This is a genomic window from Sphingomonas sp. PAMC 26621, from assembly GCF_000251145.1.
Taxonomy (GTDB): domain Bacteria; phylum Pseudomonadota; class Alphaproteobacteria; order Sphingomonadales; family Sphingomonadaceae; genus Sphingomonas.
In genome coordinates, this window is sequence record NZ_AIDW01000066.1 from 1 (window position 1) to 15,399 (window position 15,399).

Consider the following 15,399-nt stretch of genomic DNA (forward strand, 5'->3'; position numbering starts at 1 on the left):
TCCAGGCGACACCATTGAAACAGCGCTAGCAGCGCAAACACCATCATTGGTCCTGGCGTCGCCAAGATCCTGGTTGGTGAGCTGACGATCCCGGTGTTGCACTGTGCTAGGCTCACCCTCACCACCCCCTCTGCGTGCGGCAACATCATCACTGGAGCGAGCAAAGCCGGCCTCGTTGCGCGGGTGGATGGCGTGCCCCGCGACATGCCATGGACCACGATCACGGGGATCGCAGCCGGCCTAATACAACAGGCCGAGATCGAGCAGTTCGTGCTCGCACTAACGGTCGAGGATAGCAGCGGCAGCAGAAGCTTTCTCGTGGCGGAGTCAGAGCCTGTCTGGGTTAATTGACCAGCGTGCTGCACCTGGCCTACCTGATGTCGCACCCTATACGGTGGGGAGCCGCTCTGGCGCCTCTCCCACAGTAATCGATCTCTTCGAGTGGCCAAAATCGTCATGATTGGCCGGTCAACTTTGGATTAAACGTGTGTGCTGCATGTCACACAACTATGACAGACTGTGTGAAAATCGGTGTGAGGATTCCCGCGGATCGCTGCGATGGTACATTTCTGGCATGGCGCATCTGTCTGGAACGGACCGCTCGCAGCTCCTGTTGCTGCCCGAGGCGGTTGATGATTATGTCGGACCGGATAATCCGGTCAGGTTCATCGAGGCCTTTGTCGACGGGTTCGACCTTGGCGCGGCCGGGTTTGTCCGGGCGCAACCCAAGGCGACGGGGCGGCCGGGCTACGATCCGGCAGATCTGTTCAAGCTCTACATCTATGGCTACCTGAACCGGATCCGTTCGAGCCGACGCCTGGAAGCCGAGACGCACCGCAATATCGAAGTCATCTGGCTGCTGCGGCATCTCAAGCCGGATTTCAAAACCATCGCCGACTTCCGCCGCGACAACCGTGCCGCCTTTAAGGCGGTGTTCCGCGAGTACGTGGTGCTGTGTCGTCAACTCGATCTGTTCGGACGCGAGCTCGTGGCGGTGGACGGCACGCGCATCAAGGCGGTCAACAACAGGACCCGAAACTTCACTCGGGCATCGCTCGCTAAGTTCATCCAGGACGCCGACGAGAAGCTCGCCAGCTACATGAAACGGCTCGACGAAGGGGATGCCGACGAAGACCGCACGCCGGGCGGCGGTTCCGGCCCGCGCGACGGCAAGCTGGCCGAGAAGATCGCTGCCATCCAGGGCAAGCGCGACCGTCACAAGGAGATGGATTGCCGAACTGGATCGCACCGGCGCTGACCAGATCTCGCTTACCGATCCGGACGCCCGCGCGATGGCGCGCATGACCAAAGTGGGGATCGGCTACAACATCCAGCTTGCGGTCGACGTGAGCACAAGCTGATCGCCGAGCAGGCGGTGAGCAACCAGGTCCTTGACCTGGGCCTGCTCGCGCAGACCGCAACAGCGGCAATGGAGGCACTGGGCGTCGAGCGGATCGATGCGGTGGCCGACCGCGGCTACTTCAAGATCGAAGACATCGAGGCCTGCGAGGCGGCAGGCATCACCCCGTATGTGCCCAAGCCGCTCCGCGGCTCTGCCGTACGGGAGGGCTTTTTCAGCAAGGAAGTCTTTCGCTACGAGCCGGACCAGGATGTCTTTATCTGCCCGTTTGGGGCAACGCTCTCGCCGCGCTACCGGGGTAAGTCGCGCGACAATGTGAAGATCGACTATGCCAACCGCGATGCCTGCACCGTCTGCACGATGAAGCCACGCTGCATCCGGTCATTCCGCCGCGTCTCGCGCCTGGAGAACGAGGCTGTTCTCGACCGCATGGCAGCGCGGCTGGCACTGCGCCCTGACATACTCGCCCAACGGCGAAACAGCGTCGAACATCCCTTTGGCACTATCAAGCAGTGGATGGGCCAAGGCGCGTTCCTGATGCGCCGGCTCGAGAACGTACGCGGCGAGTTCAGCCTGACCGCGCTCGCCTACAACATCAGACGGGCCATCACCCTGGTCGGCGTGCCGGGCCTGATCGCCGCGGTGAGGGCGTAAAAACGGACTTCTCGCGCCTCAAACGCCAACCGGACCTCCAACAGGCCGTCTCTCGCTGCCTCAAGGCCCTCAAAGAGCACCTTCGGGCTTATTTGGCTCTCCAACCGCTCGAGATTGGAAATCGGTGACGCCGACCGCGCTGTTCACGACTTTCCACACGGTCTGCATAAGTTTTGCAACACGCAAATTACTGCCGATTATCGGAATGATGTGTGTCGAAATCACACAATTTATGCGACTAATGTCTAATCCGCACCGGTCATTCCGCCTTGACGGAGGCGATGGTCTTAGTCTTGCGGCGGGGTTGGGCTGGTAGGGTCTCGGAAGTGGCTTCTGCCTGGGTTGTGGGACGCTGACCCGGTTTCCGGCCCAGGCCAATCTTCTTTGCCATAGCGCGACGCACCTCGCTGTAGCCTTCAGAAACTATAGGATAATCGGATTTCAAATCGTAGCGTTCCCGGTATTCATCCGGCGTCAGACCGTTCATCGTCAGGTGACGTCGCAGTGCCTTGTACGGTTTGCCGTCGATCAAGCTTATAATGTAATCCGGGTTGACCAGCGACTTGCGGATAGATACTGCAGGCGTATACTCAGGCTTTGGTGCTTTCGGTCCGTCGCCGTCCGTCGCTGCCGATAACTTAGCAACTGCGTCGTGCATCGATCTGAGGATTACAGGCACTTCGTTGACAGTTGATCGGTTATTTGGATTGCTGAGCCACGCAATTGTCATCTCGGCAGCAAGTTCAACAGTGGTCGTTTTCGTAGGCATTACGGTTTCCGTACATCAGAGCCAAATCACAATCCGCCAAGAACCCTTAATTCAACAGCAGCGAGTTATACCAAGATTCACTGATCAGAACTCCTGAGCCCACTTCCGCATCCCAATCGACATGATTTTCCAGGGCTGATCGACCAGCTTGTTCCAGGCGTCGCAGCAGTAATCGACGATGTCGTCGTAGGAGCCGAACACGCGGTTCGAGAGCCAGTTGTCGCGCATGAACTGCCAGATGTTTTCCTGGGGATTGAGCTCGGGACATTTCGACGGGATCGCGACGATGGAAATGTTGAAGGGAAGCTCGAGCTTCGGCGTCATGTGCCAGCCAGCCTGGTCCATCAGCACCACGGCGTGGGCGCCTGGCGCGACATGCAGGGATATCTCGGCCAGATGCAGGCTCATCGTCTCGGTATTGCAGAACGGCAGGACGAGGCCGGCCGCCTTGCCCTCCTGCGGGCAGATTGCGCCGAAGATATAGGCCGATTTGGTGCGTTGATCATGCGGCGCCGAGGGCCGCGTCCCGCGCTTGGCCCATCGTCGCGTGATCTTGTTCTTTTGTCCGACCCTGGCCTCGTCCTGGAACCAGATCTCTATCGGTGTACCGCGCGCGAGCGTGGCTTTGACCGTGTCCAGCTCAGCGGCAAAGCCCCCTTTTTGAAGGCTGCGATCGCCTCGGGATCCTGCGCATGGTGCTTGGGTCGAGCGGATAATTTCCGATAGCCCAGCGCACGAAGCTCCCGGCTCAGCGTCGGCCTCGAAACCGACACGGAGAAATCGTCCCACAGCATCTGCGCCAGGTCGATGATCCGCCAGCGCACCACGCCGTGCGCCGCCGGGATCGGCCCCCGCTCGATCGCCTCGACCAAAGCCGCGCGGTGCGTCGCGTTCAGGAGCGGCAGCTTGCCCGGCGCCTTTTTGTCGATCAGCCCCTCAGGCCCCGTCGCGTTGAACTTCACCACCCAGTCCCGCACGATCTGCACCGTGACGCTCCCGAGCCGCGCGGCCTCCGTCCGGCTCGCCCCCTCATAGATCGCCGCCAACGCGAGCAAGCGCCGCGCCTGGGCGCCATCCTTCGCGTTACGAGCGGCCGACCGTACCATGACAGCGTCGAAGTCGGTGCGAAGTGCGATCGGCATGGCAAACTCCTGTCCGTTTGCCATGTTGAATCAAACCAAGCCGCCGCGGGCAACCCCTTCCGAGTCACGATCATCGGATCCTGGTATAGAAGCTGTAGGACGCTCGCACGCCCGCATAGCGGCTGAAATCGCGCGGTAGATAGGACTGGGTTGCAAAGGCATTGTTATAGTTGCCGCGCGAATCCGCAAGATTGCTGTAATAATGCTTGTCGAGCAGATTGTTGACGAAGCCGACCAGTTCATAGCCCTTTTCGCGGTTGCGAATGCCGAACGTGACGTTGACGATGGTATAGCCAGGCTGGAATGTTTCGGGGTCGCGATTGAGCGAATAGTTGACTGCGCTTTGATAGGTCGCCGACGCCTGGATGATGCCCTGGAAGGGCAGCGAGCCAAGATCGTGCGCGAAGTCCACCGAACCGTTCAATTTCCATTCCGGCGCCTGCGGCGGACGCACACCCGCAAGGTTCTGATGCGCCGGCGCGCCGCCGGTAATTGCGGCGACGCATCCTTGCGCGACACTCTGGGTCGGGAAGCATTGCGCGTCCGGGAAATTCAAGATGGTCGCATCGAGATAGGTCACGCCGCCCGCGAGCGAGAGATCGCGCACGACGCGCAGCGACGCCTCGCCCTCGATGCCGCGGGTGCGAAGCTTGCCCACGTTGGTCAGCCGGTAATTGACCGTGCCGTCGGGCAGCGTCTCGATCCCCTGCGCCTGGAAATTGTTGTAGCGTGTGTCGAAGGCGGTGACGTTTAGAGTCAGGCGCCGGTCGAACCACTGTGTACGGGCGCCGACCTCCCAATCTTTTGACGTTTCGGGACGGACCGGGCCTGCGAGTGCGCGGTTCAGATTGAAGCCGGTCGATAGATCATAGGTCTGGCCTTTGTGGCCGGTCGAGTAGGTGCCGAACAGGACGATGTCATTGCCGAAATGCTGTTGGAGTCCGCCCTTGTAGGTGGTGAAGTCTTCGCTGTTGTTGCCCGTATAGAAGGCATTGCCGTTCAGAATGTCATTGTACGAATAATGGATTTGTTCGTGGCCTTGGCGAATGCCACCGATCAGCGTTGTGTTCGTGGGCAGGTCGTATTCCAGCTGCCCGAACACGTCGGCCTCGTCGGTCTTCGAGCGGGCGAACCACCGGGCCTGCGAATAGTAAGGCCCACGGGTAAAGTCGCGGCTATAGTCAATGCCCGCGTAGAACGCACCTAGCGTGTAGCGGAACCGGTCCTTCCCGGGCGAAACCAAGCGGATTTCCTGGGTGAACTGCGTCGAGCGGAACGTCCCGAACTGTCGATTGTCAAGCGCGGCGATCGGTGATTCGTCCTGATCCAGCGTGTCGGTGAGCTTAAAGGCATCGTGACTGCCGATCAAAACGAGCGAGGGACCGCCGAGATCGACCGCCGTGCGAAGCGACTGCGCGAAATCGTGATACCGCGTTCCGGCGCCGTAATTGTTGTCGACGCTGGTGTTGTCGGGGCCCACGGTAATTCCCGGAGCAAAGACGGCCTGGGTGTAGGCGGGGTTGTTGCGCAGCAGGGCGCCTGGCGCGACACGGATGAACGGTCGACCGATCGTAGTCTTGCCGTCGATATAATCGACGGCAAGCGTCGTCGTGAAGCTGCTCGATGGCGTCCAGACCAGCTTGTTGCGGGTCGAAAAGATTCGGCGTCCATTGGTCTTCTGGCCGGTCGTCAGATTATCGACGTTGCCATCATAATTGTCGTAATTGGCGGTGGTGCGGAAGCCGAGCGTATCGCTGATCGGCCCGGAGATCACCGCGTTGCCGCCATATTCGCTATCGGTCGTACCAAACGAGCTAACCTTCGCGGTCAACGTCTTGGTCGGTCCGGGCGTCACGATGTTGATCAGGCCAGCAGATGCGGATTTGCCGTACAGTGTCGATTGTGGTCCGCGCAGAACCTCGATCCGCTCCACATCCACGAGATCGGCGAAGGCGCGCGCCTGGAAGGCCACGGGAACGTCATCGACCTGCACTGCCACGCTCGGCTCCACACCGATCGAGAAGGCAAAGGTGCCGATGCCACGAATTGAAACTGAAGCGTTGACCGGGTTCTCAGCTGGCTTGACCACCAGCGACGGCGCTACGCGATTCAAATCGGAGAAGTCGCGAACGCCGTTCGCCTTCAGCTGGTCGCCGCTCACCACCTGCACCGCGAGTGGCACGTCCTGAACATTCTGGCTGCGTTTTTGGGCAGTGACGATGATGTCGGCACCCTCGGGGGCGGTCGCCTGCGTAGAACTCGTTTCCGGAGCGATCTGGGTGGCATCGCTCAGCGGGGAATTGGCAGCTTGCGGGGTTGTCTGTGCGGCCGCGGGGAACGCCATGATGGCCGAGAGCGCGGTGCCGAAAAGCAGGTGTTTCGAGACCATCATGACAAACCCTCCTGAAGAAGTAGCTGCTTTCGAACAGCCTTGAGGCGCTGCTACAATGCGGCCTGACCAATTGCAAGGGGCGGTCATATAAGATCGCGCAATCGGTCTAATCGGTTGCCCCTGTCGATCGTCTCGGCTATCCCGACGCGATGGTCAAAGCTTCCAGCGCTCGCTTGTATCAACGCGTCTCGGATGATCTCGCGCGCCAGATCGCTGCGGGCGAGGTAGAGGTCGGCGGACGCCTGCCCTCGGAGCGGCTGCTCGCCCAGACCTATGCCGTTTCGCGCCCGACCGTGCGCGAGGCGATCATTGCCCTCGAGCTCGACGGGCTGGTCGAGGTGCGACAAGGGTCCGGCGTCTATGTCACCGCTCGGGCGCCGCGAGGCGGAACATCGATGGAGGCCGATATCGGCCCCTTTGAACTGCTCGAGGCACGTCGAGCGATCGAAGGCGAGGCCTGCGCGCTGGCCGCGACGCGCATTACGGAGGCAGACCTCGACGCGCTGACCGCTCTGGTGGCCGAGATGGGCTGGGAAAATGGCCGCGACATTGCCCGATCGGAAAACGCAGATCGCCGGTTTCATATGTTGATCGCGCAGGCGACCCAGAACAGCGGCATTGTGGCGTCGGTGGAACTGTTGTGGGACGCGCGCGAGCGCTCGCCTCAATATAAATTCATGGGCGACAAGGCACATGCGGCGGGCGTCATTCCACGCCTGGACGAACACACGCTCATCGTCGCCGCATTGCGACAAGGTGATCCGGAAGCGGCGCGGGGCGCAATGCGGCATCATCTGACCCGCGTGCTCGATTCGCTTATGCAGGCGACCGAGGTTCATGAGGTCGAACAGGCACGCGAGCGCGTCGCGGCGCAGCGTCGACGTTACGCTACAGGCTGCTGAAGCAAAAGGTATACAGGATATGACCGACCCGGATCCCCGCGGCGCGCTCGCGATGTCACGGCGCGAGGCGCTTGCGCTGACCGGCGCCGCGTCTCTCGCGATGGCGAGCCCGGCCCCCGCCGAATCCTCGGCGGCTGCGCCTTCACAGCCCGTATCGCTCCTCTATCCGCACGAAAGCCCGACTCGCGCGACGCGTGATTTGTCGGGCCTGTGGCGGTTCCGGCTCGATCCGGAGGGCAATGGCGAAGCGCAACGCTGGTTCGACGGGTTGCGCGACACGCGGATGATTCCCGTGCCGTGCAGCTGGAACGACCTGTTCGATGACGCGCGCAACTATACCGATGCGGCGTGGTACGAGACGAGCTTTCAGATCGATCCGGGCTGGCGCGGCAGGCGGGTAGTGCTGCGGTTCGGCTCGGCCGTTTATCGCGCGAAGGTGTGGCTCAATGGGCAATCGCTCGGCGAGCATCTCGGCGGACATCTCCCGTTCGCTTTCGATTGCGGCGCCGCGGGCCGCTTCGGCGAGGCCAATCGGCTCACGGTGCTGGTCGAGAACAGCTTGCGGCTCGACCGCGTGCCCGCAATACCCGATCCCGTGAAATCGCGCTTCTGGGTCGAGGAATTCCCGCAGACGAGCTATGATTTCTTCCCGTATTCCGGTCTGCATCGCCCCGTATTGCTGTGTGCGCTCCCGCCACAGCATGTCAGCGACGTCACCGTCGTCACCACGCGTGAAGGCCGGACCGGGCTGGTCGACGTCGCAGTGACCGTCAGCGGGGGCTGGTCGGGCGCCGCGCGCGTAACGCTGTCGGGCGGCGAACGCCCGATCAGCGCCATCGTGGCTATCAGCAGGGGGAAGGGGCGCGGGACTGTGCGCGTACCGGCCGCTCGATTGTGGAGCCCGGACGATCCCTTTCTCTATCAGCTCGACATAGCGCTGGGTGCGGATGGCGTTCTCGATTCCTACCGGCTCGATGTCGGCATCCGCACGATCAAGGTGGATGGCGAGCGGCTGCTATTGAACGGAGAGCCGCTGCAGTTGCGCGGCTTCGGCAAACACGAGGATTTCCTCCTCCACGGACGCGGGCTCGACCTTGCCGTGCTGGTTCGCGATTTCGAACTGCTGAAATGGATCGGTGCGAACAGCTTCCGCACTTCGCATTATCCCTATTCCGAGGAAGCGATGATGCTGGCTGACCGCTATGGCTTCCTGGTCATCGCGGAGTTGCCGGGCGTCAGCCTCACCTTTTCGGATGCCGACGACGTGGTGGAGGCGCGACGGGTGCAGTTGCGCGCAGCGGCGAGCGAACTCGTTCGGCGCGACCGTAATCATCCCTGCATAATCTTCTGGTCGATCGCCAATGAACCGCTCACCAGGTCCTTCCATCTGTATAATGACGCCGCGCCCGACGCGGTCGCGAAGGGGACCCGCTTCTTCGCCGATATCTTTGCGCACATGCGCTCGCTCGATGCGACGCGTGCAGTGGCGTTGGTCAGCGTGCACAACGGTCCGCCGGAGTGGGTTGGTCAAGGCGACCTCATTTGCACGAACAGTTACAATGGCTGGTATGCCGTATCGGGCAAGGAAGCCGAGGCCGAGGCTACGCTCGAGAAGGAAGTGCTGGCGCTTCACGCGCGTCATCCGGGGAAACCCATCATCTTCACCGAATTCGGCGCCGACGCGGTCGCCGGAATACACGATGAACCTCCCGCAATGTGGAGCGAGGAATATCAATCCGAACTAATTGAACTCTACCTTCGCGTTTTGCGCCGGCACAGTTTCGTGATCGGCGCACATCCCTGGGCATTTGCGGATTTCCGCACCTCGCAAAGTACGATGCGGGTTGATGCGACCAACTTTAAGGGCGTCTTCACGCGAGACCGTCGACCAAAGCTCGCCGCCCATGCGCTGCGAAGAACTTGGTTCGAAAAGACCGCGCCGGGTTAAGCACGAGTAAAGGAATCACTGTTCTTTATTCATACCGAACGCGGCCTCGGGACGCGCAAGCGAATGCATTCGTATTTGCGACCGGGGGTGACGTGATGGCGTGGACCGCCCCTGCACCAGCGTAGCTGTGCAGTACCGCGGTCGTTGCAGGTCCACGTCTAGCAGTCGGAAGATGAAGCAGGAGGTTGTCACCGTCGGCCTGGATTTCGGCGACGAGCGTTTCAGGTGCACGCGATCGGCCGCGACGGTGCCGTTCTGGTGCGGCGCAAGTTACCGCGCGCAGAGGTCATCGGCTTCTTCACCGATCTTTCAGCTTGCCTGGTCGGCATGGAGGCACGTACCTCGGCGCATCACTGTGCTCGGAGCTGATAACGTTGGGGCATGAGGTAAGTCTGATGCCACCTGCCTATGTGAAGCCCTGTGTAAAGCGCGGGAAGACGGATGCGGCCGGCGCTGAAGCCATTTGCGAGGCGGTAACGTGTCCGACGATGCGGTTCGTTGCGGTGAAGACCGTCGAGCAGCAGGCGGTGTTGATGCTCCAGAAGAGCCGCGACATAAAAAGTGCGGCCGCGGACGACGCTCATCAACGCGCTGCGAGAGCACCTGGCTGAGCGTGGCATCGTGATAGGTGTCGGCGCGGGCGGCGTTTCGCCCGCTCTTCCATGCACGCCCTTGCCGCCCAGCTACGGGTGCTCTCGAGCGAGGTCGACCGGCTGGAAGCACAGATACTCGCGTGACACCCCGCCGACAAGCCGCCGGCTCGCCACGATACCGGGTATCGGTTCTATGACGGCGTTCGCCATATCAGCGGCAGTGTCGGATGCCTCGCTGTTTCAATCTGGCTGGCAGTTCGCAGTATGGCTCGGGCTTGTCCCGCGAGCGGATAGCTCCGACGGCAAGGAGCGGCTCGGCGGGATCACCAAGCAGGGCAACGGCTATTTGGGAGGGCGACTCGTAGTCGGCGCGACGGCAGTCATCCGCATGGCGCAAGAATGCCGCTCCCCAACCTCGGCTGGCACAGCTTCTCGAACGCAAACCGCCGAAGATCGCGACGGTAGCGCTGGCCAACAAGACAGCGCGCATCGCCTGGGCAGTGATGTCGTGATTAGGGAGCCGGCCTGCGGACTTCATCGGGGCCATCAGCCATACGGTGCTGCGCGAACAGGCTGAACACACGGATGCACCCGACCGGTGCTCATCGCTGCACAAAAGCTCCTGCGCCGCGGGGAGGAGTCCACACGTGCCAGATGGACAAACGTCTTGTGTCTGCTCTTAACAAAACCTGCCGTATGAGGCGTCGCTTGGGAACGGCAGCAACGTCCCACTTTTCGTCATTGGTGAGCGAACGGATCCGTATTGCGCGTCGGTCGCACCGAAAGTGGTTCCTGTCTCACCGAGCGTGCGTTTGCCGCGTCGATCCGTCTCACGCAATGCGAGCCGGAAACTGCGCTTTGTTGCAGTTCCGGGCGATCATCATTGCGAGCCGCTACACCTAACCCCGGTCGAGTGGTGGATGGCTGTCAAACCTTGGGCCGCGTTATGGTGTTGATCCGCCCTTTTCTCGATTAGTACAGCCCCACCATACGTGTGATAATGTCCTGGGTTGGCGGCAGCTTTTTTGCGAAGCGTTCAGAAACGGTCGGAATGGTGGGCTATTAGCCAGTGGCAGCGGACAACGCACGATAGAGGGTGGCATGGTGGCATTTGAGCAGCTTGGCGGCTTCGCGGACTGACGTGCCCTCCCCTACTAGGCGTTGTCCTAAGGCGATCTGGTCAGCGGTAAGCATGGACGGACGACCGAAGCGGACCCCCCGTGCCTTGGCCGCTACCCGCCCGATGCTGGTGCGCTGGTGGATCAGTTCGCGCTCGAATTCGGCGATGCCGGCGAACACCGTCAGCACCATGCGACCCGCTGGTGAGGTCGTGTCTGCCCAAGGTTCGGCAAGCGAACGGAGCCCTGCCCCAGCTTCTTTCAGCTTCTCGGCTATATCGAGGAGGTCTTGGGTCGACCGCGCAAGCCGATCGAGCCGCGTGACTACGATCGTATCATCGCTGCGCAGCTGCTCGATCATCCTAGCTAGCTCAGGCCGATTGTGCTTCGCACCCGACGCCTTTTCCTCAAAGGTTCGAGTGCAACCGGCCTCCTTCAATGTGGCACGCTGATGCCGCAAATCCTGATCTTCGGTGGAAACACGGGCATAACCGATCAGCATGTCGCAAATATGCATCGAAATCTCGGACTTTAGCAATAGACTTTTGCGACAGTCTATCCGCCGGAAATTCGTAGGTCGTCTGGCTGTCGCAGAACTTAGGAGTTTAGCGACGCAATGGCTTTCCCGTTTCCCTATCGGCGCATGTCCATTTCGGGAAAGCCAATCAGGAACAGATTCTGGGAAAATGGTCTAGCTGACGCGGGGGCCTCTGCCCTGGCTCGCTAAACTGGCTCAAGTTACCTTCATTTGCGGGGATTACCCCTCGATCAAATTTCGAATCCGAGCTGCCAGAACGTCCATCGCGAATGGCTTGGTAAGGACGTGCATCCCGGCGTCGAGATGGCCGTGGCTTAACACGGCGTTCTCCGCATATCCGGTGATGAACAGAACCTTCAGACCGGGCCGTGCGACGCGTGCAGCGTCTGCCACCTGTCGGCCGTTCAACCCGCCTGGCAACCCCACGTCCGTGACGAGCAGATCGATACGTAGGTCTGAATTGATAACCTTCAGCCCAGCCGCCCCGTCTGCGGCCTCAATCGCGGTATAGCCCAGATCGGTTAAAACTTCGGCGACAAGCATGCGCACGGTTGGCTCGTCATCGACTACCAGCACCGTCTCCCCGGCTTCGGCCCGCGGCGCGGCCTCGGCTTCCGTCTCTACGTCGTCCAATTCGGCCTCGCCCTGATGACGCGGGAGGTAGACGCACACCATCGTGCCCTGATCGACTTCTGAGTAGATTGCCACTGAGCCGCCCGACTGTTTGGCGAAGCCGTAGATCATCGAAAGGCCGAGGCCGGTACCCTCGCCTATCGGTTTGGTGGTAAAGAACGGATCAAACGCGCGGGCGATCACCTCCGGCGACATACCGGTTCCTTTGTCGGACACGCATAGCGAAATGTACTGACCGGGATCCAGGCCGCGCTCCTTAGCCATCCGCTGGTCCATCCACCGGTTGCAGGTTTCGATCGTGATTGTGCCGCCATGCGGCATCGCGTCCCGGGCGTTAATGCACAGATTGAGGATGGCGTTTTCGAGCTGGCTGGGATCGATCAGGCTAGGCCAAAGTCCGGCAGCATTGACCGTCTCCACTTCGATCAACGGTCCAACCGTGCGGCGGATCAGATCCTCCATTCCGCTGACGAGCTGATTAACGTTGGTGGGCTTGGGAGCAAGCGTCTGACGGCGTGAGAAGGCAAGCAGCCGGTGGGTAAGAGCTGCCGCGCGCTTGGCCGCCCCTTGTGCTGCACCGACATAGCGTTCGACATCGGCCGTCCTGCCCTGCGCAATACGGATTTGCATCATCTCCAGGCTGCCGGAGATACCGGTCAGCAAGTTGTTGAAGTCGTGCGCGAGGCCGCCAGTAAGCTGACCGACCGCTTCCATCTTCTGCGCCTGACGCAACGCGTCCTGCGTCGTCATGAGGTCGGCCGTTCGCTCCACAACGCGGGCCTCCAGCGTCTCATTGAGCTCCCGAAGTGCCTTCTCCGCGTGTTTGGGCTCAGTCAGGTCCAACATCGCGCCAATCATGCGGACGGGGCTTCCGTCCTCATTGCGGATGACGTGCCCACGGTCGAAAACATCGGCGAAGCTGCCGTCGCCCCGGCGAAAGCGATACTCGGACGCCCAATGGTCGCCTGCCCCATCGATGATCGCGTGGATATCCCTGTCGACCCGCTCACGGTCATCGGGATGGATGTTACCGATCCACCAGTCACCGGTCGACTGAATATCGTCTTCAGCATAGCCGAACAACACCTGGACCGCCTCGTTCCACTCTACGCAGTTTGATGCCAGGTCCCAGTCCCAGATCGCGTCGTTGGTCGCCTTGGCGGCAAGGCGGTAGCGCTGTTCGGTCTCACGTAGGGTGGCCTCGGCCGCACGTCGTTCGGTCTCGTCGCGAGCAATCTTGATAAAGCCAGTGATCGTGCCCTGAGCGTCGTGCAATGGACGAACTGAGCCATTGGCAAAGAACCGGCTTCCGTCACGTCGAACATGCCAGCGTTCATCATTAGCGCAGCCTTCGTCGCGTGCTGTCATCAATTCTTGCGTCGGAACGCCAGCTGCGCGGTCTTCAGACGTGTACAGAATATCGACGGAGCTGCCGCGGATCTCGTCGGCGGACCAGCCAAAGACGGTCTCGGCGCCAGGCGTCCAGTCCATTACCCGGTTCTTGGTATCGACAGTGAAGATGGAATGGTCCTTCACGCCCTCCACAATACGCCGATTACGCTCATCGCTTTCTCGCAATTCAGTCTGCGTGCGGTGTGCATCGGTGGCGTCTTGGCCTTCGACGAAAATGCCGGTCACGTTGCCGAAATCATCGATGATCGGTTCATAGATGAAGTCGAGGATACGCTCGACCCGGTCGCTGGCTTCTGCATTCAGCAAGACCGGGATGTGATGCGCAACGAACCGTTCGCCAGTCTGATAGACACTGTCGAGTAGCTCGTAGAACCCTTGGTTCGCTAACTCAGGAAAGGCCTCACGTACTGTCTTGCCAATGAATTCTCGATCGCCGAACAGGCGGCGATAGGTCGCGTTCGCGAACTCATACACGTGCTTGGGCCCCTGCAAGATCGTTATGAACCCTGGTGCTTTTTCAAACAGGCGACGCTGCCGTTGGGTATCAGCGGCACGACGGCGCTCGGCCAGGACCTGATCGGTGATCTCGGTACAGGCGCAGAACAGCCCCTCCACTGCTCCGGCTTCACCCCGAACAGGGGTATAGGAGAATGCAAAGTGCGTTTCCTCGACGTAGCCGCGGCGCTGCATCATCAGGGTGATGTCATCCATGTGGACAGGCAAACCGGCATAGGCCTGATCAACAATCGGCGTCAGGTCAGCCGCGATTTCTGCCCATACCTGCATGAACGGCTGGCCGAGCGCCTCAGGATGCTTGTCCGCCAGGATGGTCGCATATGCGTCATTGTAGAACAGCGTCTGCTCCACACCCCAAGCGACAAACATGGCCTGGTTGGAGCCGAGCACGACGCTGACCAACGTCTTCAACGAAGTCGGCCATCCCGCAGGCGCGCCCAGTACAGTCTCGCTCCAATCGTAGGCACGGATGGCAGCCCCCATCTGGCCACCGTCGACGAGGAAACTGAGCATCTGCTTTTCCGATGTGTTATGTTCGGTCGGTCGGTCGGTTCAGCCCGCCGCCCGCCGGTCAGCACGCTTGGTCTAGTGACTAGACCGTGCGAACGTCTTCCTCAATGGCATCGCGTTGTATCTGACGGACTTCCGGCTGTCCTTACGTGTTTGTTGACGCTGGTGGAGTTGCGTAGGCGAATGCTGGCGAGATCATCGGCATGCCGATGTGAACCGGGACTCTACGCTAAGCCTGTCCGTGGACGACGCGGCATTCTCGAAACCGGGTCCCTTTCGAGAGGGCACATTCCTATCCTTTATCACCAATTGCGGTGAAAGAACGGGGCGTATTTCGAGCCCGCACGTTAGCATCCGATGCTCCGTCGCCTTATATATATCAGCCGGTCGATCATTGGTGCCGATCCCAAGGAAATCGAGGCTATTCTATCATCATCGATCCGGTGCAACGCACAGCTTGAGGTAACGGGAATGCTTTGGGCAAACGGTGAAAACTTTGCACAGGTGATCGAGGGTGATCCCGATAACGTCGGACGGACGATGGGCCGCATCCGCGCAGATCGCCGGCATACTGACATTGATACCAAGTCCCTCGGAGCCTGACTCAGCGCCGGGGATTCCCAAGTCGGTCATGATCTGATTCAACATCGCAAACGGTGGGAGGTTGGCGGTGGCATCAGCGGTTGGGCTAAGGGACGATTTCGACGGGTCTGGTCTTCGAAGGTTGGCGCGTTTGAGCGGTGACGCCAATCAGGTCCGGCGGCTGCTGGCGCTGGCGGTGATTTACGATGGTGGTGCGCGGCACGCGGCGGCACAGGTCGGCGGCGTTGGTTTGCAGACGGTTCGAGACTGGGTGCTGCGCTTCAATACCAGCGGGCCCGACGGCTTGCTCGACGGCAAAGCCCCCGGTC

At 60.8% G+C, this 15,399-nt stretch carries 9 protein-coding genes and 2 pseudogenes; 6 read left to right on the plus strand and 5 right to left on the minus strand.

Going from position 1 to position 15,399, the window contains the following annotated elements; all coding sequences use genetic code 11:
• Nucleotides 1–574 precede the first annotated feature (574 nt).
• Nucleotides 575–2,014 (plus strand): annotated as a pseudogene (locus RI03_RS25495) (IS1182 family transposase).
• Nucleotides 2,015–2,273: 259 nt separating this feature from the next.
• Here RI03_RS25495 and RI03_RS22085 read toward each other — a convergent pair.
• From RI03_RS22085 to RI03_RS22100, 3 genes are all read right to left on the minus strand, one after another.
• A complete protein-coding gene (locus tag RI03_RS22085) occupies nt 2,274–2,783 on the minus strand; it encodes a MucR family transcriptional regulator (protein ID WP_010220024.1) in 510 nt (169 codons plus the stop codon).
• A gap of 84 nt (nt 2,784–2,867) precedes the next feature.
• Nucleotides 2,868–3,925, minus strand: a protein-coding gene (locus RI03_RS23300; protein WP_443208572.1) for an IS630 family transposase whose coding sequence is annotated in 2 segments (ribosomal slippage) — nt 2,868–3,437 and nt 3,440–3,925 — 1,056 coding nt in all. Because the reading frame shifts where the segments join, the coding sequence is not laid out codon by codon here.
• Between the two features lie 70 nt (nt 3,926–3,995).
• A complete protein-coding gene (locus RI03_RS22100) occupies nt 3,996–6,404 on the minus strand; it encodes a TonB-dependent receptor (protein WP_238542507.1) in 2,409 nt (802 codons plus the stop codon).
• Nucleotides 6,405–6,466: 62 nt separating this feature from the next.
• Between RI03_RS22100 and RI03_RS22105 the strand changes: the two genes are divergently transcribed.
• From RI03_RS22105 to RI03_RS23305, 3 genes and pseudogenes are all read left to right on the plus strand, one after another.
• On the plus strand, nt 6,467–7,219 hold the full coding sequence (locus RI03_RS22105) for a FadR/GntR family transcriptional regulator (protein ID WP_010220030.1): 753 nt from the start codon (nt 6,467–6,469) through the stop codon (nt 7,217–7,219).
• Between the two features lie 19 nt (nt 7,220–7,238).
• Nucleotides 7,239–9,167 (plus strand): beta-glucuronidase, encoded by a 1,929-nt coding sequence (gene uidA, locus RI03_RS22110; RefSeq protein ID WP_010220031.1) that lies wholly within the window; start codon nt 7,239–7,241, stop codon nt 9,165–9,167.
• A 172-nt stretch (nt 9,168–9,339) separates the two neighbouring features.
• A pseudogene (locus RI03_RS23305) lies at nt 9,340–10,272 on the plus strand (IS110 family transposase).
• 550 nt (nt 10,273–10,822) lie between these two features.
• Here the strand turns inward: RI03_RS23305 and RI03_RS22115 are convergent.
• Both RI03_RS22115 and RI03_RS22120 read right to left on the minus strand, forming a co-directional pair.
• The gene (locus tag RI03_RS22115; RefSeq protein WP_010220034.1) at nt 10,823–11,380 is read right to left on the minus strand and encodes a recombinase family protein; all 558 of its coding nucleotides are present in this window, start codon (nt 11,378–11,380) and stop codon (nt 10,823–10,825) included.
• 255 nt (nt 11,381–11,635) lie between these two features.
• Complete coding sequence (locus RI03_RS22120) at nt 11,636–14,491, minus strand: PAS domain S-box protein (RefSeq protein ID WP_010220035.1); 2,856 nt, start codon at nt 14,489–14,491, stop codon at nt 11,636–11,638.
• A 354-nt stretch (nt 14,492–14,845) separates the two neighbouring features.
• Here RI03_RS22120 and RI03_RS25500 point away from each other — a divergent pair, with 354 nt between their 5' ends.
• Nucleotides 14,846–15,091 (plus strand): BLUF domain-containing protein, encoded by a 246-nt coding sequence (locus RI03_RS25500; RefSeq protein WP_010220036.1) that lies wholly within the window; start codon nt 14,846–14,848, stop codon nt 15,089–15,091.
• Between the two features lie 43 nt (nt 15,092–15,134).
• Nucleotides 15,135–15,399, plus strand: a 265-nt coding sequence (locus RI03_RS22130; protein ID WP_026046998.1) for a helix-turn-helix domain-containing protein, incomplete at its 3' end; no start/stop codon positions are given.